This window comes from Pseudomonas sp. LS_2 (assembly GCF_042709235.1).
Taxonomy (GTDB): Bacteria; Pseudomonadota; Gammaproteobacteria; order Pseudomonadales; family Pseudomonadaceae; genus Aquipseudomonas.
This window is the reverse complement of the sequence record NZ_JAVAYC010000002.1, coordinates 129,277-148,381: the sequence shown is the minus strand read 5'-3', so window position 1 is coordinate 148,381 and position 19,105 is coordinate 129,277. Positions and strand designations below refer to the sequence as shown.

Here is a 19,105-nt window from a genome sequence, read left to right as displayed (position 1 = left end):
CGGTGTCAGACTTTGAACCGCGAAACCCCGCCACGCAGGCCGGCGGCCACCTGGCTGAGCTCATCGATGGCGAAGCTGGCCTGGCGCAGCGACTCGACCGTCTGGGTGCTGGCATCGCTGAGCTGGGCCAGGGCCTGGTTGATCTGCTCGGCGCCGGTGGCCTGGGCCTGCATGCCTTCGTTGACCATCAGCACGCGCGGCGCCAGGGCCTGCACCTGGTGAATGATCTGGCTGAGCTGCTCGCCCACCTGCTGCACTTCGAACATGCCCCGGCGCACTTCCTCGGAGAACTTGTCCATGCCCATGACCCCGGCCGACACCGCAGACTGGATCTCGCGCACCATCTGCTCGATATCGTAGGTGGCCACGGCGGTCTGGTCGGCCAGGCGGCGCACTTCAGTGGCCACCACGGCAAAGCCGCGACCATATTCGCCGGCCTTTTCCGCCTCGATGGCGGCGTTGAGCGAGAGCAGGTTGGTCTGGTCGGCGACCTTGACGATGGTCACCACCACCTGGTTGATGTTGCCAGCCTTCTCGTTGAGGATACCCAGCTTGGCGTTGACCAGGTCGGCGGCACCCATCACCTGGTGCATGGTTTCTTCCATGCGCGCCAAGCCCTGCTGGCCGGAGCCGGCCAGGCTCGAGGCCTGGTCGGCGGCGCTGGTCACTTCGGTCATGGTACGCACCAGGTCGCGAGAGGTCGCCGCGATCTCCCGCGAGGTGGCGCCGATTTCGGTGGTGGTAGCGGCGGTTTCGGTGGCGGTCGCCTGTTGCTGCTTGGAGGTGGCGGCGATCTCGGTGACCGAGGTGGTCACCTGCACGGACGAGCGCTGGGCCTGGGACACCAGGTTGGCCAGGGCTTCGCCCATTTCGTTGAAGCCGCTTTCGATGGCGCCGAACTCGTCCTTGCGGTCCAGGCTCAGGCGCGCACTGAGGTCGCCCGAGCGCAGTTTGTTCAGCGCATTGACGACGCGTTGCACGGGCGCGGTGATCGCCCGCATGAGCAACAGCCCACATACGCCGGCAGCGATGATCGCCAGCAGCAGCGAGACGATCATGCTGCCCTTGGCCGTGGCCACCGCAGCGACGATGTCGCGCGAAGCGGAGTTGGCCACTTCGGTATTGCGGTCGATCAGCGTGTTGAGGTGCTTGCGACCGGCCATCCAGGCCGGGTTGAGCACCTCATTGATGAGACGCTCGGCCTCGGCGTAGTTCTGGGCGCGATAGGCATCGAGCACTTGCTCGACCAGCTTGAGGTAATCAGCCTCCATGCGCACGAACACATCGAACGCGGCTTGGTCCTGCGGATCCTGGATGGTGCCCTGGTAGTTGGCCATCTGCGCCTTGAGCCGTTCATTGAAGCTCTTGAACAGCTCGGCATCGGCAGAAGTGAACTCGCGATGGTCGGAAAGCCCTACCAGTTGCTGGCTGGCCACGTAGCTGTCGACCCACGCACTGCGGATCATCGAGCTGTAGTAGATCCCGGGAATGCTGTCTTTCCCCACCGCTTCCTCGCTCGCCTCGATCGATACCAGGCGCGAGTAGGCAGCGACGATCATCAACAGCATGATGGCGATGATCACGGCGAAACTTGCCAGGATCCGTTGGCGCAACGTCCAGTTCTTCACAATCAGCCCTCGGAAATTCACTACAAGTAGGAAAAATCGCCGAAGTATAGCGTAGGTGCCCTGCAGGATCGTGGCTGAATTGGGGGGAATTTGGACATCCATGAAAGATGGAGCGGCCAATGCCGCCCCATCGGCTGGGAAGGGTTACGCCAGACGCTTACGCCTGGGCCGCGAGCCGCACCTGGTTCTCCAGTTCCTGGCGCAGCGCAGGGTCCAGGCGCAACTGGCGGGACAGCTCATCGAGGTAGGCGCGCTCCATGAAGTTCTCCTGGTCGACCATCATCACACTGGCCAGGTACATCTCGGCGGCCATCTCCGGCGTCTGTGCGGCACGGGCGACCTCGGCCGGGTCCAGCGGCTTGTTCAGCTCGGCGTGCAACCAGCCTTGCAACTCACGGTCGCTGTCCAGGCGCACGAACTCGCCTTCAATCAATTCGCGCTCACGTTCGTCGATATGACCATCGGACTTGGCTGCCGCCACCAGCGCCCGCAGCACTGCCTGGCTGTGCTGTTCGGCCTGGGCCGGTGGCAGGCGGTCGAGGGTCTGCGGCTCTTGCCCGCCGCCCACGCCCTGGCGTGCCTGCCAGTTGCCATAGGCTTTGTAGGCAAGCACGCCGAGCGCCGCCAGGCCGCCATAGGTCAAGACCTTGCCGCCATACTTGCGGGCGCTCTTGTTGCCCAGCAACAACCCCATCGCCCCTGCGGCCAACGCACCGCCACCGGCGCCCGACAGCAGGCCTCCGAGGCCGGAACCCCCAGCCTTGCCCCCGCCAAGCAGGTCGCCAAGGCCTGATGCCTTGCCCGAGCCGCCCTTACCCTGCTGCTTTTGCAGCATTTCCTGGCCGGAGCGGAGCAATTGATCGAGCAGACCACGGGTGTTCATCTGGGATACCTCCAAAGGGGGAAACAAAAATCCAGATTAGGCCCGCTGGCTGAATTCTCGCTTAACGTATTTGCTTCCGGATGTTGCTTCATTGCCATCTTTGATTATTGGATGCATCCCGCAAACGAAAACGACGCTTCCTACGCGAGCACACTTGTTGGCAGTACAACCGGTATCATATTTTGATACCATGAATACCTATCAACGATCGACCTTGCTGGCGCTTTTCAAGAAGCCACCACCCAAGACCCTGGAGTGGGCTCGCCTGGAGTCACTGCTGATAGCGATCGGCTGCAAAGTGGTTGAAGGTAGAGGGTCGCGGGTTCGTTTCGAACTCAATGGCACGGTGGCAACATTCCACCGCCCCCACCCAGACCGACACGCCAAGCCTTATCAGTTGCGCGATGCTCGCCAATTCCTCGAGCTGGCCGGAGTAAAACCGTGAATGTCATGACCTACCGAGGCTACGCCGCCCGTATCGAATACAGCGACGAAGACCAACTGCTGATCGGCCATGTGGCTGGCATCCGAGATGTCATCGGCTTTCATGGCGAGTCGATCCGCGAACTGCGCGAGGCCTTCGAGGAGGCCGTGGATGATTATCTGGAAGCCTGCGAGCGTTTGGGGCGCGCGCCGCAAAAAGCCTACTCGGGCAAACTCAGCCTGCGCCTCGAACCCGGCCTGCACGCCAATGTGGCCGCCAAGGCAGAGTTGGCGCACAAAAGCATCAATCAATGGGTTAGCGATCTACTCAGCCAAGCCACTTCACGCTGAGCACCGATCGCCCGTGCCATCCACAGTGGTGCCACGGGCATTGGCGCTCAGTCACGCAGATCCGACTCGCGTATCGGATTGGCCCGACTGGTCGCGCGCTGGTATTGCGCCGGCCAGGTGGCCTTGTTGCCGCCCAAGTCGTCGTCGGCGTGCAGTGGCCAGTAAGGGTCGCGCAGCAACTCGCGGGCGAGGAAGATGAGGTCGGCCTGGCCGGTGCGCAGGATGTGCTCGGCCTGGGCCGGTTCGGTAATCATGCCCACGGTGCCGGTGGCGATCTCCGACTCCTTGCGTACCCGCTCGGCGAAGCGGGTCTGGTAGCCCGGGCCAGTGGGGATTTCCGCGTGCATCGACGTGCCGCCGGACGATACATCGATCAGGTCAACGCCCAGGCCTTTGAGGCGCCGCGCCAGTTCCACGGTCTCGTCGGGGTTCCAGCCGTCCTCGACCCAGTCGGTGGCCGACACCCGCACGATCAGCGGCAGCTCGTCCGGCCACACCTCACGCACCGCTTGGGTCACTTCCAGGGTCAGGCGAATACGGTTGTCGAAGCTGCTGCCATAGCGATCGCGTCGCTGGTTGCTCAAGGGCGAGAGGAACTGGTGCAGCAAATAGCCGTGGGCGGCATGCACCTCGACCACCTTGAAACCTGCCTTCAGCGCTCGCCCCGCCGCATCGGCAAAGGCCTGGACGATACCGGCGATATCCTGCTCGCTCAACTCGCTGGGCACGCAGTGCTCAGGGTCGAAGGCGATCTTCGACGGCCCCACCGGCTGCCATCCACCCTCCTCGACCTTCACGCTGCCATGCTTGCCCAGCCACGGGCGATAGGTGCTGGCCTTGCGCCCAGCGTGGGCCAGCTGGATGCCGGGCACGGCGCCCTGGGCAGTAATGAAACGGGTGATGCGTTGCAGCGGCGCGATCTGCGCATCGTTCCACAGGCCGAGGTCTTCGGCGGTGATGCGCCCGTCCGGGGTAACCGCGGTGGCTTCGGTGATGACCAGCCCGGCACCACCGACGGCGCGGCTGCCCAGGTGCACCAGGTGCCAGTCGTTGGCCAGGCCATCGACGCTGGAATACTGGCACATGGGGGAAACGGCGATGCGGTTGGGCAGGGTCAGCTGACGCAGGGTGTAAGGCTCAAGCAGCAGGCTCATGGCGGGACCTCCCAGGGACTCCAATGGTCATCCGGCCCGGGCACTCATGCGCGATCCTGGCCCGGTACCGGTCTCATGAGACTAGACCAGATTACCCGGGGAAAAGGTTCATCCGGGCCAGGGATTCGCTGCAAACGCCGCAGCAATGAGGCCGCCACTGGCAGTACCGCCCGTCAGCGCGGCTCCATATGGGCGATCATCAGCTGCACGCTTTCATTGCCGCGGAATTCGTTGACATCCAGCTTGTAGGCCAGCTCCACCCAACGCACGGTCGGGTTCGGCCACGCTTCGCGATCGACGCTGAAAGCGATGCCATCGAGCCTGACCGACCCGCACTCGCTCTTGAGCACCACCTTCAGGTGGCGCTCGCCGACCACCCGCTGCTCCACCAACTGGAACACACCATGGAACAGCGGCTCGGGGAAATGCTGGCCCCATGGCCCGGCGTGGCGCAGGGCGCGCGCCAGGTCCAGGTGGAACTCTTCCACCGCAAGGGTGCCATCGGACAGCAGGCGCCCGGTCAGGTCGTCCTCGCGCAGTTGGCGGCGCACCTCTTTATCGAAGGCTTCGGCGAATGCAGGGAAGTGCTCTGCGGGCAACGACAGGCCGGCGGCCATCGCGTGCCCGCCGAACTTGCTGATCAACTGCGGGTGGCGCGCGGCGACGGCATCCAGCGCATCGCGAATATGAAAGCCCGGCACCGAACGCGCCGAGCCCTTGAGCATGCCCTCGCCGGCATCGGCAAAGGCGATGGTCGGGCGGTGGTAACGCTCTTTCAGGCGCGAGGCGAGAATACCGATAACGCCCTGATGCCAATCGGCCTCGAACAAGCACAGGCCATAAGGCATCGACTCCACCGGCAGGTCCTTGAGCTGGGCCAGCGCCTCGCGCTGCATGCCTTGCTCGATGGATTTGCGGTCCTGGTTAAGGCCATCGAGCTGCTCGGCCATCTCCAGCGCCAACGCCGGGTCTTCGCACAGCAGGCATTCGATGCCCAGGCTCATGTCGTCCAGGCGACCGGCGGCATTGAGCCGCGGGCCGAGGATAAAGCCCAGGTCAGTGGAGGTAATGCGCCGGTGATCGCGCCGGGCGACTTCAAGAATGGCCTTCAGGCCCGGACGCGCGCGCCCGGCCCGAATGCGTTCGAGCCCCTGGTGCACGAGGATGCGGTTGTTGGCATCCAGCGGTACCACGTCGGCCACGCTGCCCAACGCCACCAGGTCGAGCAGCTCGCCGATGTTCGGCTGTGGCTGGTGTTCGTAGCGTCCCAGGCTGCGCAGACGCGCGCGCAAGGCCATCAAGACGTAGAAGATCACCCCCACACCGGCCAGCGACTTGCTGGGGAAGTCGCAGCCCGGCTGGTTCGGGTTGACGATGGCATCGGCATTCGGCAACTGCGGGCCGGGCAAATGGTGGTCGGTGACCAGCACCTTGAGCCCCGCGGCCTTGGCGGCGGCCACGCCCTCGACGCTGGAGATGCCGTTGTCCACGGTCACCAGCAGTTGCGGCTGTCGCTGCAAGGCCACCTCGACGATTTCCGGGGTCAGGCCATAGCCGTACTCGAAGCGGTTAGGTACCAGGTAGTCGACATGGGCCGCGCCCAGCAGGCGCAGGCCCAGCAGTCCGACGGTACTGGCGGTGGCGCCATCGGCATCGAAGTCGCCGACGATGAGAATACGCAGGCGCAGGTCCAAGGCTTCGACCAGCAGGTCGACCGCTGCCTCGATGCCCTTGAGCTGCTGGTACGGCAGCAGCCGCGCCAGGCTTTTGTCCAGTTCGGCTTCACTCTGCACGCCACGGGCGGCGTACAGGCGCGTCAGCAGGGGCGGCAGGTTGCCAAGGAACGGCAGGGTCGATGGCAGGGGACGAGGTTCGATACGCATGTGGGCAGATCAGCCCCGCTCGCCGAGCAGCCACTCCAGCTGCACTTCATGCTGGCCACGGTCGTCGGTGACGAACACCGTACCTTCGCTGATCATTACATCCCACTTGATGGTGCGCGGCATGTCGGTGGCCAGTACCTCCAGCACCTCTTGCGGCACGGCGGCGATGCTCAGGTTCTTCAGGCCCTTGACCGCATCCACCACCTTGTTCTGCCACACCCGCAGGCTGCCATAGGCCAGCAGGCTGGTGCGCTCGGTGCGCCGCGAACACCAGGTCAGGCGCTCGGCGTCCGGCTGGCCGACTTCGATCCAGTGCAGGATGCGGTCATCCAGGCTCTTTTCCCACAGTGCGGCTTCGTCGACATCCGACAGGCCGCGACCGAACGCCAGGTTTTCGTTGTACCAGAGGGCGTAGGCCAGCAGGCGCACGGCCATGCGCTCCTCGGTTTCCGAAGGGTGACGTGCGATGGTCTGCCTGACGCTTTCGTACACGCCCCGGTCGAGGTCGGTCAGGTTCAGTTCGAATTTGTAGGTAGTGGACGGCTGGGCCATGGCGGATGGGCTTCATCGAAAAAAGTCGCCCAGTCTAACCGATCCTGTGGGAGCGGGCTGCCTTGCAATAGGCCTTGAAGGGCCGCGACAGTATCTGCCACCCACCAGCTGTGATAAAACCAACGCCTGTCACCCGCTGCCACGGATACGCCATGCCCCTCCCCAGCAAACCCCTCGCCGGCCTGAAAGTCATCGAACTCGGCACCCTCATTGCCGGCCCGTTCGCCTCGCGCATCTGCGCCGAGTTCGGCGCCGAGGTGATCAAGGTCGAGTCGCCCGATGGCGGCGACCCTCTGCGCAAATGGCGCAAGCTGTACGAGGGCACTTCGCTGTGGTGGTTCGTCCAGGCGCGTAACAAGCAGTCGCTGACCCTGAACCTCAAGCACCCGGAAGGCATCGAGATCCTCAAGCGCCTGCTGGCCGAGGCCGACATCCTGATCGAGAACTTCCGCCCAGGCGTGCTGGAAAAACTCGGGCTGGGCTGGGACGTCCTGCACGCGCTCAACCCGCGCCTGGTCATGGTGCGCCTGTCGGGTTTCGGCCAGACCGGGCCGATGAAGGACCAGCCGGGGTTCGGCGCGGTGGGCGAGTCGATGGGCGGGCTACGCTACATCACAGGTTTCGAGGACCGACCACCGGTGCGCACCGGTATTTCCATCGGCGACTCCATCGCCGCCCTGTGGGGGGTGATCGGCGCACTGATGGCCCTGCGTCACCGCGAGGTCAACGGCGGCCAGGGGCAGGTGGTGGACGTGGCGCTGTACGAGGCGATCTTCGCCATGATGGAAAGCATGGTGCCGGAGTTCGACGTATTCGGGTTCATTCGCGAACGTACCGGCAACATCATGCCCGGCATAACCCCCTCCTCCATCCATACCAGTGCCGATGGCAAACACGTGCAGATCGGCGCCAATGGCGACGCCATCTTCAAACGCTTCATGCAGGCCATTGGTCGGGACGACCTGGCCAATGACCCGGCACTGTCCACCAACGATGGCCGCGACCTGCGCCGCGACGAGTTGTACGGGGTGATCGACCGCTGGGCCAACGGCCTGCCGCTGGAGCAGGTGATGCGGGTGCTCAACGACGCACAGGTGCCTGCCAGCCGCATCTACTCTGCCGAGGATATGTTCAACGACCCGCAGTTCCTGGCCCGGGAAATGTTCCTTCAGGCCCGCCTGCCGGACGGCAAGGCGTTTCGTATGCCAGGCATCGTGCCCAAACTGTCGGATACCCCAGGCTCCACCGAGTGGGTCGGTCCGGCGCTGGGCGAACACACCGCATCGCTGCTGTCCCAGCTCGGCTACGACGAGGCTGCCGTCGCCCGCCTGCGCGAGCAGGGTGCGGTCTGAGCCGGCTTTCGGCAATGCGCGCTCTGGGCCTGGTCCTGCTGAGCCTGGTGCCGTTGTTCGCAGCACAACCGCTCAAGGCCCGCGAGCGCCTGCAATGGCTGGTGCGCGACCTGCCACCGTTCACCATCCAGGAGGGTGAGCGCAAAGGCCAGGGAGTGATCGACCAGCTGTTGCCGCGACTGATCGAGCAAATGCCTGAGTACGACCACAGCATCGTGCGGGTCAACCGCGCCCGCGGTATGCAGATGCTCCAGGAACGTCAGTTCACCTGCGACCCGACCTTGCTCTGGACCCCAGAACGCGCGCGGTTCGTGCAGTACTCCAAACCGACGCTGGGCGTGCTGAGCAGTGGCGTGGTGGTGCGCAAGCGTGACCAGGCGCTGCTCGCACCCTACCTGGACGGGCAGCAGCTCGACCTCAGGCGCCTGCTGGAGGAAACCCAGCTCAAGCTGGGCATCGTCGCCGAGCGCAGCTACAGCGTGCAGGTCGATGACATGCTGCGCCAGTTGCCCGAGCGCTCGCTCAGCCGCCACTACGGCAACGAAGCGACCGGCAACCTGTTGCAGATGCAACAACTGGGGCGCGTGCAACTGGTGCTTGGCTACTGGCCGGAAATCCGTTACCTGGCCCAGCAACAAGGTGGCAAACCAGAGGACTACCAGTTCCTCCCGATCAAGGGCACCAATCGCTACCAGCTGTTCTACATCGCCTGCGCGGACAGCACATTAGGGCGCGAAGCCATCGCCCGCATCGATCGCCTGCTGGCGCAACTGCGCAAGGAACTGCTGCCAGGGCTCTACGCCGACTGGCTGGACCCGGAGCAGCGCACCGACTACCTCAAGGACACCCAGCGCTTCTTCGAAGAGCAGCCCTCGCCCGCCAACCCGACGCCCTAAAAAAGAAACCCCGGATGCTGGGGAGCGCAATCCGGGGTCAACTGAAAGCCCTAGGGGGGGCTTTAGCGGCAGCCATTCGGTACCGGAGCAAAGCACCGAACCGCTGCCCTTACCGTGTCTGACGGGTCGATCAGGCAAAGGTTCCATGAAATTCTCGAGGCTGTGCCGCGGCAGCGATCACACAGGGCTGCAAGCGCCCTTCGGCGATCTGCAGGTCACGGTGCAAGCCGTCGACCAAGTCGACCAGCAAGCGCTGTTCCTGGAGCTGTCGCTCCCGTACCGAACGCTTCAGTACTTCGCTGCCTTGGGGGTCAATCAGTGTAAGCAGGCGGTTGCCGTCGGCATCCGCGTCGTCGAGTTGGACCTGGTAAGGCGCCAGGGCGTCGTTGAGCAATGAGCAGATTCTTTCCATCCGGCGTTCTCGCTTGGTCGGGGAGGTATTGGAACTGACCCTCGAGCGCCGCACAAAGTTCGCCGCGCCCGGTTCATCGAGCATGCGCGGGGGACATGACAGTTTCGATACCTCGTGACGACCGAGCATCGCCAGGGCGCTCCAGGCACTTGAGCGCGACTTGCAAGGCCGCCACAGGCAATGGCCAAGGCACCTGCGCCAACACCCAGGCGCCCAGGCGGCGGGCTTCGCGGGACAGGTCCGGGGTTTCACTGCCAGGGGCCCCTACGAACAACAAGGCACGCGCCAGCGACTGGCCCTGCATGAACTTCAACAATGCCATGCCACACAGGGTCGGCATCTCATGGTCGAGCACCAGCAGGTCTACAGGCTCTGCCAGCAAGCTGGCCTTGGCCTGCGCCAGGCCCCGGACGATACGCACGTTGAACACCCCCAAGGCATTGAATGCCTGGTGCATGGGAATGTGGTGCGAGGGGCTGTCCTGGACGATTAGGACGTTTAACCGATGCATGAGCCGCTCCTGATGGCCGACTACCCTGGTGGGTGGCCGGCTACTCTAGGCAGTCGCTCAATTGCGCGGATATAGGAAAAGACTGAAAGAAGCAAAGGAAGCTTCCGGGAGGGCTTGCCAGAACCCTGTGGGTCCGCCTTCGACGCGAAGGCGGACTCACAGGCAGAGCAGTTACAGCGGCTTGCCGCGGTTGCCATGCTGGCTGACGAAGGCCTGCACCACCTTCAGGTCGTTCGCCAGCACCGTGCAACGCTCTTCACGGCTGAACAGGTCGCTCAAGTGCGCTGGCAACTCCAAGGCCTTGGCAACGCCCGCCTTTTCCACCGCTTCCGGGAACTTGACCGGGTGCGCGGTACCCAGCACCACCATCGGCGTATCCAGGCTGCGACGGCACTCACGGGCCGCTTTCACGCCAATGGCGGTGTGCGGGTCGAGCACCTCACCGGTGGTCTTGAACACCTCGGCGATGGTCTCGCAGGTCTGCTCATCGCTGACCGCCAGCGAGTCGAATAGCTTGCGCGCCTCGGTCCAGCGGTCCTGCTCGACGCTGAAGCCGCCACCCTGCTTGAAACTGTCCATCAGCTGGGCGATTGCGGCGCCGTTGCGCCCGTGCAGGTCGAACAGCAGGCGCTCGAAGTTGGAGGACACCATGATGTCCATCGACGGCGACAAGGTCGGGTGCAGGGCATCCTTGACGTACTGGTTGCCACTCATGAAGCGGTGCAGGATGTCGTTGCGGTTGGTCGCGACCACCAGCTGGCTGATCGGCAGGCCCATGTTGCGCGCGAGGTAGCCTGCGAAGATGTCGCCGAAGTTACCGGTCGGCACCGAGAAGGCCACCGAACGGGCCGGACCGCCCAGCTGCAAGGCTGCGTGGAAGTAGTAGACGATCTGGGCCATGATCCGCGCCCAGTTGATCGAGTTCACCGCCACCAGGCGGGTGCCCTTGAGGAACGACTGGTCGGCGAAGCTGGCCTTGACCATTTCCTGGCAGTCGTCGAAGTTGCCTTCGATGGCGATGTTATGGATGTTGTCGCCAAGGATGGTGGTCATCTGCCGACGCTGCACCTCCGACACGCGCTGGTGCGGGTGCAGGATGAAGATATCGACGTTGTCGCAACGACGGCAGCCTTCGATGGCTGCGGAGCCTGTGTCACCGCTGGTGGCACCGACGATCACCACGCGCTCGCCGCGCTTGAGCAGCACGTGGTCGAGCAGGCGGCCAAGCAGTTGCAGGGCAAAGTCCTTGAAGGCGAGGGTCGGGCCGTGGAACAGCTCCATGACCCACTCGTTGCCGTTCAGCTGACGCAGCGGCGCAACAGCGGCATGGGCGAACTCGCCGTAGGTTTCCTCGAGGATCTTCTTGAAGTCGGCATCGGCGATGCTGCCCTGAACGAACGGGCGCATCACCCGGAAGGCCAGCTCGTGGTACGGCAGGCCGGCCCAGGAGGCGATTTCTTCCTGGGTGAAGCGTGGCAGGTTTTCCGGGACGTACAAGCCGCCATCGGTGGCAAGGCCTGCCAGCAGGACATCTTCGAAGTTCAGGGCCGGAGCCTGGCCGCGGGTACTGATATAGCGCATGGTGCAAACCTTCGGTTCTGGGTGCGGACCACCACGGTGGCCCGCCACTGAATTAATTGAGCTGTTCGACGCGAACGCGCACGACCTTGCCGACCACATCCTGCAGGGACTCGAGGGCGACGATGGCGTCGTTGATGCGCTTCTCGACCACACGGTGGGTCAGCAGGATCATCGGCACCAGGCCGTCTTGCTCCTCGGCTTCCTTCTGCATGATCGACTCGATGTTGATACCGCGCTCCGACAGGATGCTCGCCACCTGGGCCAGCACACCTGGATGATCCTTGGCCTGGATGCGCAGGTAGTAGGCACTTTCGCACGCTTCGATCGGCAGGATCGGGTGGGCCGACAGCGAGTCAGGCTGGAAGGCCAGGTGCGGTACGCGGTTTTCCGGGTCCGAGGTCATGGCACGCACGACGTCCACCAGGTCGGCGACCACCGACGAGGCGGTCGGCTCCATGCCGGCGCCGGCCCCGTAGTACAGGGTCGAACCGGCCGCGTCGCCGTTGACCATGACCGCGTTCATCACGCCATTGACGTTGGCGATCAGGCGGTCGCTGGGGATCAGCGTCGGGTGCACGCGAAGCTCGATACCATCGGCGGTGCGGCGAGCCACGCCCAGGTGCTTGATACGGTAGCCCAGGGCCTCGGCATAGTTCACGTCGGCAGTAGTCAGCTGGGTGATGCCTTCGGTGTAGGCCTTGTCGAACTGCAGCGGAATACCAAAGGCGATGGACGCCAGGATGGTCAACTTGTGTGCCGCATCGATGCCTTCGACGTCGAAGGTCGGGTCGGCCTCGGCATAGCCCAGGGCCTGGGCCTCGGCCAGCACGTCGGGGAAGGTGCGGCCCTTGTCGCGCATTTCGGTGAGGATGAAGTTGCCGGTGCCGTTGATGATCCCGGCCAGCCAGTTGATGCGGTTGGCCGACAGACCTTCGCGGATGGCCTTGATCACCGGGATGCCACCGGCCACGGCCGCTTCGAAGGCGACGATAACGCCCTTCTCGCGTGCTTTGGCAAAGATTTCGTTGCCGTGCACGGCAATCAGCGCCTTGTTCGCGGTGACCACGTGCTTGCCGTTCTCGATGGCCTTGAGCACCAGGTCACGGGCGATGGTGTAGCCGCCAATCAGTTCGATGACGATATCGATTTCAGGGTTGGTCGCAACGTCGAACACATCAGCGGTAATGGGGGTACCGGTAATCTGGCAGTTCGGGTTCTGCGAGCGCATGGCGATCTGTGCCACTTCAATACCGCGCCCGGCACGGCGGGCGATCTCCTCGGCGTTGCGCTGAAGTACATTGAAGGTTCCGCCACCGACGGTCCCCAACCCACAGATGCCTACTTTGACCGGTTTCACTGTGAACTCCCCATTGAACGGCCGACGCGTGCGAAGGCCGTGAAAACTGCCGCCTCCCCATGAAGACGGCATCTATTGAATTACTTGTCGCCAGCCAAGGCCAGCTTGGCCACCTGCGGTGCCGGCTGGTAGCCCGGAATCACCTTGCCATTCTCCAGGACGATCGCCGGCGTGCCATTTACCCCGATCGATTGGCCCAGCTGGAATTGCTTGCCGACCGGGTTGGCGCACTTGGCGGCCTTGATTTCCTTGCCGTCGACCATCTTGTCCATCGCCGCGCGGCGGTCGCTGGAGCACCACACCGCCTGCAACTGCTCATCGCCTGGCGAGCCGAGGCCCTGGCGCGGGAAGGCGACGTAGCGCACTTCGATACCGCGCTTGTTGAGCTCGGGGATCTCGGCGTGCAGCTTGTGGCAGTACGGGCAAGTGGTGTCGGTAAACACGGTGATGTGCGATTTGGTTTCGCCCTTGGCCGGGTAGACCACCATCTCGGCGGCAGGAATGCCGTTGATCAGCTTGGCCACGCCCTGGCGCTCGGTCTTCTCGGTCAGGTTGACCGGCTTGCCATCCTGCATCTGGTACAGGTAGCCCTGCATGAAGAACTGCCCGTCGGCGCTGGCATACAGCACCCGACCACCTTGCAGCTTCACCTCGTACAGGCCGCCGACCGGGCTGCTGGCGACGCTTTCGACCGGCGTTTCCGGCTCGAGCGTTTGCAGGGTCTTGCGAATCGCCTGCTCGGCGCCGGCACTGGCATCGGTGGCAGCTGCAACGGCAAAGGTACTGGCCAGCGCCAGGGCGGCGGCGGCGAAAATCTGGGTCACGCGCATGGGGTACTCCTGAAGGCGGACGGGGCCGGGGGACGCTGCCTGCGGAAAAAACGCGGCAACCGGGCGGCCCTTGGTGCAAACCGCCCAAGCCTACCACATCAGGCTGGTGCTGAATGAGTCCTCAGGCGCCGCCTGGCGGAACATGAAAATCATTCATCCACGCGGGTGGTGCTGGGCGTGCAGCTGTTGCAGACGCGCCTTGGCCACATGGGTGTAGATCTGGGTGGTGGACAGGTCGCTGTGCCCTAGCAGCATCTGCACCACGCGCAGGTCGGCGCCGTGGTTGAGCAGGTGGGTGGCGAAGGCATGGCGCAGCGTGTGGGGCGACAGCGGCTTGTCGATGCCTGCGACGCGCGCGTGGTGCTTGATGCGATGCCAGAAGGTCTGGCGGGTCATCTGCTCGCCGCGCTGGCTGGGGAACAACACGTCGCTGGGGCGCGCACCCAGCAGTTCGGCGCGCCCGTCACGCAGGTAGCGCTCGACCCACACCACCGCCTCCTCGCCCATCGGCACCAGACGTTCCTTGCTGCCCTTGCCCATCACCCGCAGCACGCCCTGACGCAGGTTGACCTGGTCGAGCGTCAGGCTCACCAGCTCGGTCACCCGCAGGCCGCAAGCGTAAAGGACTTCGAGCATGGCGCGGTCGCGCTGGCCAATGGCCTCGCCCAGGTCCGGCGCCTTGAGCAGGGCTTCGACGTCGGCTTCCGACAGGGATTTGGGCAACGGCCTACCCAACTGCGGCATGTCTACCTGCAAGGTCGGGTCGACGGCCACCAGGCGTTCGCGCAGCAGGTAGCGGAAGAAACCGCGTACGCCGGAGAGGAAGCGCGCCGTTGACCGCGGCTTGTAGCCCTGCTCGAGGCGCCAGGCCAGGTGGTCGAGGATCAGCTCGCGACCAGCGTCGGGCAGGGCCACGCCGAACTCTTGCAGCCAGCCGTTGAACAAGGCCAGGTCGCTGCGGTAGGAGGCACGGGTATTGTCGGACAGGCCTTTCTCCAGCCACAGGGCATCGAGGAATTGGTCGATCAGGGGGTGGTCTAGGGCGGGCATTGGACTGGCGCTGGGGTGGTATTGGAAGTGCTGGCAGTGTTTCACAGTGGGTGATGGGTTGTCTGTACGCGGGCTCTTCGCGGGCAAGCCTGCTTCTACAGTGAATGACGTACCTGTAGGAGCGGGCTTGCCCGCGAAGAGGCCTGCACAGGCACGCCTCAGACCTGCGGTAACACCGGCACCGGGCGCTTGTCCTCGTCGATGGCGACAAAGCTGAACACCCCGTGAATCGCCTGCTCGCGCCCATCGACGTACATGTTCTCGACGAACACATCCACCTGCACCTGCAAGCTGGTATTACCCACCTTGATCACGGTGCCCACCAGCTCGACGATCGAACCTGCGGTGATCGGGTGCTTGAAGTCGATCCGGTCGGTAGACACTGTCACCAGCGGCAGGCGGCAGAAACGCGTTGCCGCGATGAAGGACACTTCGTCCATCCACGCCAGGGCCGTACCGCCGAACAGCGTGTTGTGGTGATTGGTGGTGTTGGGGAAGACAGCCTTGGTCACGCGGGTCACCGACAACTCGGTGCGGCGCTGGATTTCCTGGTCTCGGGTAGTCATATGCAGGTCACATCGCAAGGGCAGGTTTCAGAATGCAAAAAAGCAGCCCGAAGGCTGCTTTTTCTCTCGCAGGGCGGCCAGGGCCACCGGTCAAACTGCACTCAGGACAGTTTTTCCTTGATGCGAGCGGCTTTGCCGGACAGGTCGCGCAGGTAGTACAGCTTGGCTTTACGCACGTCACCACGACGTTTCACGGCCAGGCTGTCGATCTGTGGGCTGTAGGTCTGGAAGGTACGCTCTACGCCAACGCCGCTGGAGATCTTGCGCACGGTGAAGGCGCTGTTCAGACCGCGGTTACGCTTGGCGATAACGACGCCTTCGAACGCCTGCAGACGCGAGCGGTCGCCTTCCTTCACTTTGACCTGGACGACAACGGTGTCGCCGGGTGCGAAGGTCGGGATCTCTTTGCTCATCTGCTCGGCTTCGAGCTGCTGGATGATCTTGTTGGTCATGCTGTGCTCCTAAGATGGATAACGCGATCCACCATCGATACGTTTAACTATCGTCCCGCTCGCGGAGATATTCCTCGAGCAGCTTCTTCTCTTCTCCAGAAAGCGAGCGACTTTCCAGAAGATCGGCGCGTCGTTCGAAGGTCCTACCAAGGGACTGCTTCATCCGCCAACGCCGGATATGTGCATGGTTGCCACTTAGCAACACGTCGGGTACACGCTGATCCGCATACACCTCAGGTCGGGTGTAGTGCGGGCAATCCAGCAGACCATCGGTGAAGGAATCTTCCTGCGCCGAGTCCACATGCCCTAAAGCTCCGGGCAGCAGCCGCGTAACCGCATCGATCAGTACCATGGCCGGCAGCTCGCCACCGGAAAGCACATAGTCACCAATCGACCACTCTTCATCGACATGAGCTTCGATAAAACGCTCGTCGATGCCTTCATAACGGCCAGCGATCAGGATCAACGATTCCTGTTCGGCCAGGCCTTTTACCGCCTGCTGAGTCAGCTTGCGGCCTTGTGGCGAGAGGTAGATCACCTTCGCCGCTGCTCCAGTCGCTTGCCTGGCACTGGCCAAGGCATCTTCCAGAGGCTTGATTTTCATCACCATGCCCGGACCACCGCCGAAAGGCCGATCATCCACCGTGTGGTGGCGATCCGTGGTGTAGTCCCGCGGGTTCCAGCAGGTCACTTGCAGCAACCCCTGTTTCACCGCGCGGCTGGTAATGCCGTACTCCGTGATGGCCGAGAACATCTCGGGGAACAACGTGATGACTTCTACGCGAAGGTTACCCATCGTTTAGAAATCCGCGTCCCATTCGACTCGCATCACGCCCGCTTCCAAGTCGACTGCCAGCACGCATTGCGCCGTGTAGGGCAATAAGCGCTCGCGATCGTCAAGGCTGCCTGCGCAAGGCTTGACCACCATTACATCGTTGGCGCCGGTCTCCAACAGGTGATCGATCGTGCCGAACAGTTGTTCGTCCTGATTGATGACCTTCAAGCCCACCAACTGGTACCAGTAGTACTCGTCGGCTGCCAGGTTGGGCAAAAGGCTCCGCGGGATGCAGATCTCAAAACCGCTCAGAAGACGGGCTTCATCGCGATCGTCGAGGCCTTTCAATTTCACGACCAGGCCCTTCTGGGAGCCACGACCGTTGACCAGCTCGACCTGTTTTACCGTGCCTTCGTGCCTGAGCGTCCAACGCGGGTAATCCAACAGGTTTTCAATCGGATCGGTAAAGGAATACACCTTCACCTCGCCGCGAACGCCGTGAACCGAAAAAATCTTGCCAACGACGATGAGGTCGTCAGCCTTTTCTGGCGTCGCGTTCATACTGCTCAGGCTGCGGCCTTGGCAGCTTCCTTCAGCAGCTGAGCAACACGCTCAGACGGCTGCGCGCCCTGGCTCAGCCAGTAGGTGACGCGTTCCTGGTTGACCGACAGCTTAACCTCGGCGCCAGCGGCGATCGGGTTGAAGAAGCCAACGCGCTCAACGAAACGGCCATCACGGGCGTTACGCGAGTTGGTCACGGTCAGGTGGTAGAAAGGGCGCTTTTTAGAGCCGCCACGGGCAAGACGGATGGTTACCATGTGAACATCGTTCCTATAGTCGGTGCTGCAAATCTGAATGCCAAATAGGCACAGGGTGCCCAAAAGGCCGCATATTCTCGGGGAATACACGGACATTTGCAAATGGCTTTTTCAGCAAGGTCTTGCCTCGCTGTACAGACTTGCGGTTCAAGCCGCTGATTCGCGGCGATTTTCCCGCCGAGGCGGGGTCTGACGAGTGGCCAGGCATCTCTGCCAGGCCACTCACCGGGTTCGCTTACAGCTTGGGCATGCCGCCACCGGGCAGCATCCCGCCAAGGCCGCGCATCATCTTCGACATGCCGCCCTTGGTGGAGAACTTCTTCATCATCTTCTGCATTTGCTTGTGCTGCTTGATCAACCGCCCGATGTCCTGCACCTGGGTGCCCGAACCCATCGCGATACGGCGCTTGCGCGAACCACTGATCAGCTCGGGGTCGCGTCGCTCGGCCGGCGTCATGGAGTTGATGATCGCCTCCATCTGCTTGAACTGCTTCTCGGCAGCACCCTGGGCGTTGCCCATCTGCGACAGGTTCACGCCGCCGATGCTCGGCAGCTTGTCCATCAGGCCGCCCAGGCCGCCCATGTTCTTCATCTGCTGCAGTTGGTCGCGGAAGTCTTCGAGGTCGAAGCCCTTGCCCTTCTTGAGCTTCTTGGCGAGCTTGTCGGCCTTGGCCTTGTCGATGGTCTGCTCGGCCTGCTCGATCAGGCTCAGCACATCGCCCATGCCGAGGATGCGCGACGCGATGCGGTCTGGGTGGAACGGCTCCAGCGCCTCGCTCTTCTCACCCATGCCGATGAACTTGATCGGCTTGCCGGTGATGGCGCGTACCGACAGAGCGGCACCGCCACGGGCGTCACCGTCGACCTTGGTCAGTACCACGCCGGTCAGCGGCAGGGCATCACCGAAGGCTTTGGCGGTGTTGGCGGCGTCCTGGCCGGTCATGGCATCGACCACGAACAGCGTCTCGACCGGCTTGACCGAGGCGTGCAGGGCCTTGATCTCATCCATCATGTCGGCGTCGACGTGCAGGCGGCCGGCGGTGTCGACGATCACCACGTCGATGAACTTGAGCTTGGCCTCGCGAATGGCCGCCTCGGCGATGGCCACCGGCTTCTGGCTGATATCGGACGGGAAGAAGGTCACGCCGATGTCATTGGCCAGGGTTTCCAGCTGCTTGATCGCCGCCGGGCGGTAGACGTCGGCGGACACCACCATCACGCTCTTCTTCTTGCGCTCTTTAAGGAAACGCGCCAGCTTGCCGGCGGTGGTGGTCTTGCCCGCACCCTGCAAACCGGCCATCAGCACCACGGCCGGCGGCGCGACGTTCAGGGCGAGGTCTTCGTTGGCGGCCCCCATCAGGCTTTCCAGCTCGGCCTGGACGATCTTCACGAACGCCTGGCCCGGCGTCAGGCTGCGCGACACCTCGGTGCCGACCGCACGTTCCTTGACACTGTTGACGAAATCCTTGACCACCGGCAGGGCGACATCGGCCTCGAGCAGGGCCATGCGCACTTCGCGCAGCGTGTCCTTGATGTTGTCTTCGGTCAGCTTGGCCTTGCCGGTGACATGGCGCAGCGTCTGTGACAGGCGGTCGGTCAGGTTTTCGAACATGGTGATCCTTTCAAGGCCC

21 protein-coding genes are annotated in these 19,105 nt (G+C 63.4%); 4 read left to right on the top strand and 17 right to left on the bottom strand.

Translation table 11 applies throughout. The annotated features are described in order from the left end of the window. Positions 1-5: 5 nt before the first annotated feature. Together RAC97_RS02445 and RAC97_RS02440 are read right to left on the bottom strand one after the other, a co-directional pair. Positions 6-1,628 (bottom strand): methyl-accepting chemotaxis protein, encoded by a 1,623-nt coding sequence (locus RAC97_RS02445; protein WP_375098133.1) that lies wholly within the window; start codon positions 1,626-1,628, stop codon positions 6-8. Positions 1,629-1,785: 157 nt separating this feature from the next. Then, positions 1,786-2,511 carry a tellurite resistance TerB family protein gene (locus tag RAC97_RS02440; protein ID WP_375098132.1) on the bottom strand — a complete coding sequence of 242 codons (726 nt, stop codon included), beginning with the start codon at positions 2,509-2,511 and terminating at the stop codon, positions 1,786-1,788. 190 nt (positions 2,512-2,701) lie between these two features. On the opposite strand from RAC97_RS02440, the gene RAC97_RS02435 reads away from it, so the two are divergent. Together RAC97_RS02435 and RAC97_RS02430 are read left to right on the top strand one after the other, a co-directional pair. Next, on the top strand, positions 2,702-2,956 hold the full coding sequence (locus tag RAC97_RS02435; RefSeq protein ID WP_375098131.1) for a type II toxin-antitoxin system HicA family toxin: 255 nt from the start codon (positions 2,702-2,704) through the stop codon (positions 2,954-2,956). Further along, positions 2,953-3,285 (top strand): type II toxin-antitoxin system HicB family antitoxin, encoded by a 333-nt coding sequence (locus RAC97_RS02430; RefSeq protein WP_375098130.1) that lies wholly within the window; start codon positions 2,953-2,955, stop codon positions 3,283-3,285. Before RAC97_RS02435 ends, RAC97_RS02430 begins: the two co-directional genes overlap by 4 nt. 47 nt (positions 3,286-3,332) lie before the next feature. Here the strand turns inward: RAC97_RS02430 and RAC97_RS02425 are convergent, their stop codons facing one another. The 3 genes from RAC97_RS02425 to RAC97_RS02415 form a co-directional block, all read right to left on the bottom strand. After that, positions 3,333-4,439: an NADH:flavin oxidoreductase/NADH oxidase gene (locus RAC97_RS02425; RefSeq protein WP_375098129.1), complete on the bottom strand. Its 1,107-nt coding sequence runs from the start codon at positions 4,437-4,439 to the stop codon at positions 3,333-3,335. A 173-nt stretch (positions 4,440-4,612) separates the two neighbouring features. Then, entirely contained in the window at positions 4,613-6,322 is a 1,710-nt protein-coding gene (recJ, locus tag RAC97_RS02420; protein WP_375098128.1) for a single-stranded-DNA-specific exonuclease RecJ, read from the bottom strand. A gap of 9 nt (positions 6,323-6,331) precedes the next feature. Then, the gene (locus RAC97_RS02415) at positions 6,332-6,874 is read right to left on the bottom strand and encodes a YaeQ family protein (protein WP_375098127.1); all 543 of its coding nucleotides are present in this window, start codon (positions 6,872-6,874) and stop codon (positions 6,332-6,334) included. A gap of 152 nt (positions 6,875-7,026) precedes the next feature. On the opposite strand from RAC97_RS02415, the gene RAC97_RS02410 reads away from it, so the two are divergent. Beyond that, entirely contained in the window at positions 7,027-8,226 is a 1,200-nt protein-coding gene (locus tag RAC97_RS02410; protein ID WP_375098126.1) for a CaiB/BaiF CoA transferase family protein, read from the top strand. Positions 8,227-8,240: 14 nt separating this feature from the next. Beyond that, complete coding sequence (locus RAC97_RS02405) at positions 8,241-9,122, top strand: TIGR02285 family protein (protein ID WP_375098125.1); 882 nt, start codon at positions 8,241-8,243, stop codon at positions 9,120-9,122. A gap of 130 nt (positions 9,123-9,252) precedes the next feature. Here the strand turns inward: RAC97_RS02405 and RAC97_RS02400 are convergent, their stop codons facing one another. From RAC97_RS02400 to ffh, 12 genes are all read right to left on the bottom strand, one after another. After that, on the bottom strand, positions 9,253-9,534 hold the full coding sequence (locus RAC97_RS02400; RefSeq protein WP_375098124.1) for a DUF3509 domain-containing protein: 282 nt from the start codon (positions 9,532-9,534) through the stop codon (positions 9,253-9,255). A gap of 73 nt (positions 9,535-9,607) precedes the next feature. Continuing rightward, positions 9,608-10,045: a response regulator gene (locus RAC97_RS02395; protein ID WP_375098123.1), complete on the bottom strand. Its 438-nt coding sequence runs from the start codon at positions 10,043-10,045 to the stop codon at positions 9,608-9,610. 171 nt (positions 10,046-10,216) lie between these two features. Then, positions 10,217-11,626 carry a threonine synthase gene (gene thrC / locus RAC97_RS02390; RefSeq protein WP_375098122.1) on the bottom strand — a complete coding sequence of 470 codons (1,410 nt, stop codon included), beginning with the start codon at positions 11,624-11,626 and terminating at the stop codon, positions 10,217-10,219. Positions 11,627-11,678: 52 nt separating this feature from the next. Continuing rightward, entirely contained in the window at positions 11,679-12,983 is a 1,305-nt protein-coding gene (locus tag RAC97_RS02385) for a homoserine dehydrogenase (protein WP_375098121.1), read from the bottom strand. Positions 12,984-13,063: 80 nt separating this feature from the next. Beyond that, the gene (locus RAC97_RS02380; protein ID WP_375098120.1) at positions 13,064-13,813 is read right to left on the bottom strand and encodes a DsbC family protein; all 750 of its coding nucleotides are present in this window, start codon (positions 13,811-13,813) and stop codon (positions 13,064-13,066) included. A gap of 153 nt (positions 13,814-13,966) precedes the next feature. Then, positions 13,967-14,863, bottom strand: a complete 897-nt coding sequence (gene xerD / locus RAC97_RS02375; RefSeq protein ID WP_375098119.1) for a site-specific tyrosine recombinase XerD — start codon at positions 14,861-14,863, stop codon at positions 13,967-13,969. Positions 14,864-15,021: 158 nt separating this feature from the next. Beyond that, on the bottom strand, positions 15,022-15,429 hold the full coding sequence (locus RAC97_RS02370; protein WP_375098118.1) for an acyl-CoA thioesterase: 408 nt from the start codon (positions 15,427-15,429) through the stop codon (positions 15,022-15,024). 101 nt (positions 15,430-15,530) lie between these two features. Next, positions 15,531-15,881: a 50S ribosomal protein L19 gene (gene rplS, locus RAC97_RS02365; protein WP_011535315.1), complete on the bottom strand. Its 351-nt coding sequence runs from the start codon at positions 15,879-15,881 to the stop codon at positions 15,531-15,533. A 43-nt stretch (positions 15,882-15,924) separates the two neighbouring features. After that, positions 15,925-16,677, bottom strand: coding sequence for a tRNA (guanosine(37)-N1)-methyltransferase TrmD (gene trmD / locus RAC97_RS02360; RefSeq protein WP_375098117.1), 753 nt, complete (start codon positions 16,675-16,677; stop codon positions 15,925-15,927). Between the two features lie 3 nt (positions 16,678-16,680). After that, the gene (rimM, locus tag RAC97_RS02355) at positions 16,681-17,217 is read right to left on the bottom strand and encodes a ribosome maturation factor RimM (protein WP_375098116.1); all 537 of its coding nucleotides are present in this window, start codon (positions 17,215-17,217) and stop codon (positions 16,681-16,683) included. A gap of 5 nt (positions 17,218-17,222) precedes the next feature. Continuing rightward, positions 17,223-17,474 (bottom strand): 30S ribosomal protein S16, encoded by a 252-nt coding sequence (rpsP, locus tag RAC97_RS02350; RefSeq protein ID WP_003252142.1) that lies wholly within the window; start codon positions 17,472-17,474, stop codon positions 17,223-17,225. Between the two features lie 235 nt (positions 17,475-17,709). Beyond that, the gene (ffh, locus tag RAC97_RS02345) at positions 17,710-19,086 is read right to left on the bottom strand and encodes a signal recognition particle protein (RefSeq protein ID WP_375098115.1); all 1,377 of its coding nucleotides are present in this window, start codon (positions 19,084-19,086) and stop codon (positions 17,710-17,712) included. Between the last annotated feature and the right edge of the window lie 19 nt (positions 19,087-19,105).

Excerpts from the sequence above, each read along its gene's own strand:
- RAC97_RS02440 (WP_375098132.1), bottom strand. The coding sequence starts at position 2,511 with ATGAACACCCGTGGTCTGCTCGATCAATTGCTCCGCTCCGGCCAGGAA.
- RAC97_RS02435 (WP_375098131.1), top strand. The coding sequence starts at position 2,702 with ATGAATACCTATCAACGATCGACCTTGCTGGCGCTTTTCAAGAAGCCA.
- RAC97_RS02425 (WP_375098129.1), bottom strand. The coding sequence starts at position 4,439 with ATGAGCCTGCTGCTTGAGCCTTACACCCTGCGTCAGCTGACCCTGCCC.
- recJ (WP_375098128.1), bottom strand. The coding sequence starts at position 6,322 with ATGCGTATCGAACCTCGTCCCCTGCCATCGACCCTGCCGTTCCTTGGC.
- RAC97_RS02415 (WP_375098127.1), bottom strand. The coding sequence starts at position 6,874 with ATGGCCCAGCCGTCCACTACCTACAAATTCGAACTGAACCTGACCGAC.
- RAC97_RS02410 (WP_375098126.1), top strand. The coding sequence starts at position 7,027 with ATGCCCCTCCCCAGCAAACCCCTCGCCGGCCTGAAAGTCATCGAACTC.
- RAC97_RS02405 (WP_375098125.1), top strand. The coding sequence starts at position 8,241 with ATGCGCGCTCTGGGCCTGGTCCTGCTGAGCCTGGTGCCGTTGTTCGCA.
- RAC97_RS02400 (WP_375098124.1), bottom strand. The coding sequence starts at position 9,534 with ATGGAAAGAATCTGCTCATTGCTCAACGACGCCCTGGCGCCTTACCAG.
- RAC97_RS02395 (WP_375098123.1), bottom strand. The coding sequence starts at position 10,045 with ATGCATCGGTTAAACGTCCTAATCGTCCAGGACAGCCCCTCGCACCAC.
- thrC (WP_375098122.1), bottom strand. The coding sequence starts at position 11,626 with ATGCGCTATATCAGTACCCGCGGCCAGGCTCCGGCCCTGAACTTCGAA.
- RAC97_RS02380 (WP_375098120.1), bottom strand. The coding sequence starts at position 13,813 with ATGCGCGTGACCCAGATTTTCGCCGCCGCCGCCCTGGCGCTGGCCAGT.
- xerD (WP_375098119.1), bottom strand. The coding sequence starts at position 14,863 with ATGCCCGCCCTAGACCACCCCCTGATCGACCAATTCCTCGATGCCCTG.
- RAC97_RS02370 (WP_375098118.1), bottom strand. The coding sequence starts at position 15,429 with ATGACTACCCGAGACCAGGAAATCCAGCGCCGCACCGAGTTGTCGGTG.
- rplS (WP_011535315.1), bottom strand. The coding sequence starts at position 15,881 with ATGACCAACAAGATCATCCAGCAGCTCGAAGCCGAGCAGATGAGCAAA.
- trmD (WP_375098117.1), bottom strand. The coding sequence starts at position 16,677 with ATGGGTAACCTTCGCGTAGAAGTCATCACGTTGTTCCCCGAGATGTTC.
- rimM (WP_375098116.1), bottom strand. The coding sequence starts at position 17,217 with ATGAACGCGACGCCAGAAAAGGCTGACGACCTCATCGTCGTTGGCAAG.
- rpsP (WP_003252142.1), bottom strand. The coding sequence starts at position 17,474 with ATGGTAACCATCCGTCTTGCCCGTGGCGGCTCTAAAAAGCGCCCTTTC.
- ffh (WP_375098115.1), bottom strand. The coding sequence starts at position 19,086 with ATGTTCGAAAACCTGACCGACCGCCTGTCACAGACGCTGCGCCATGTC.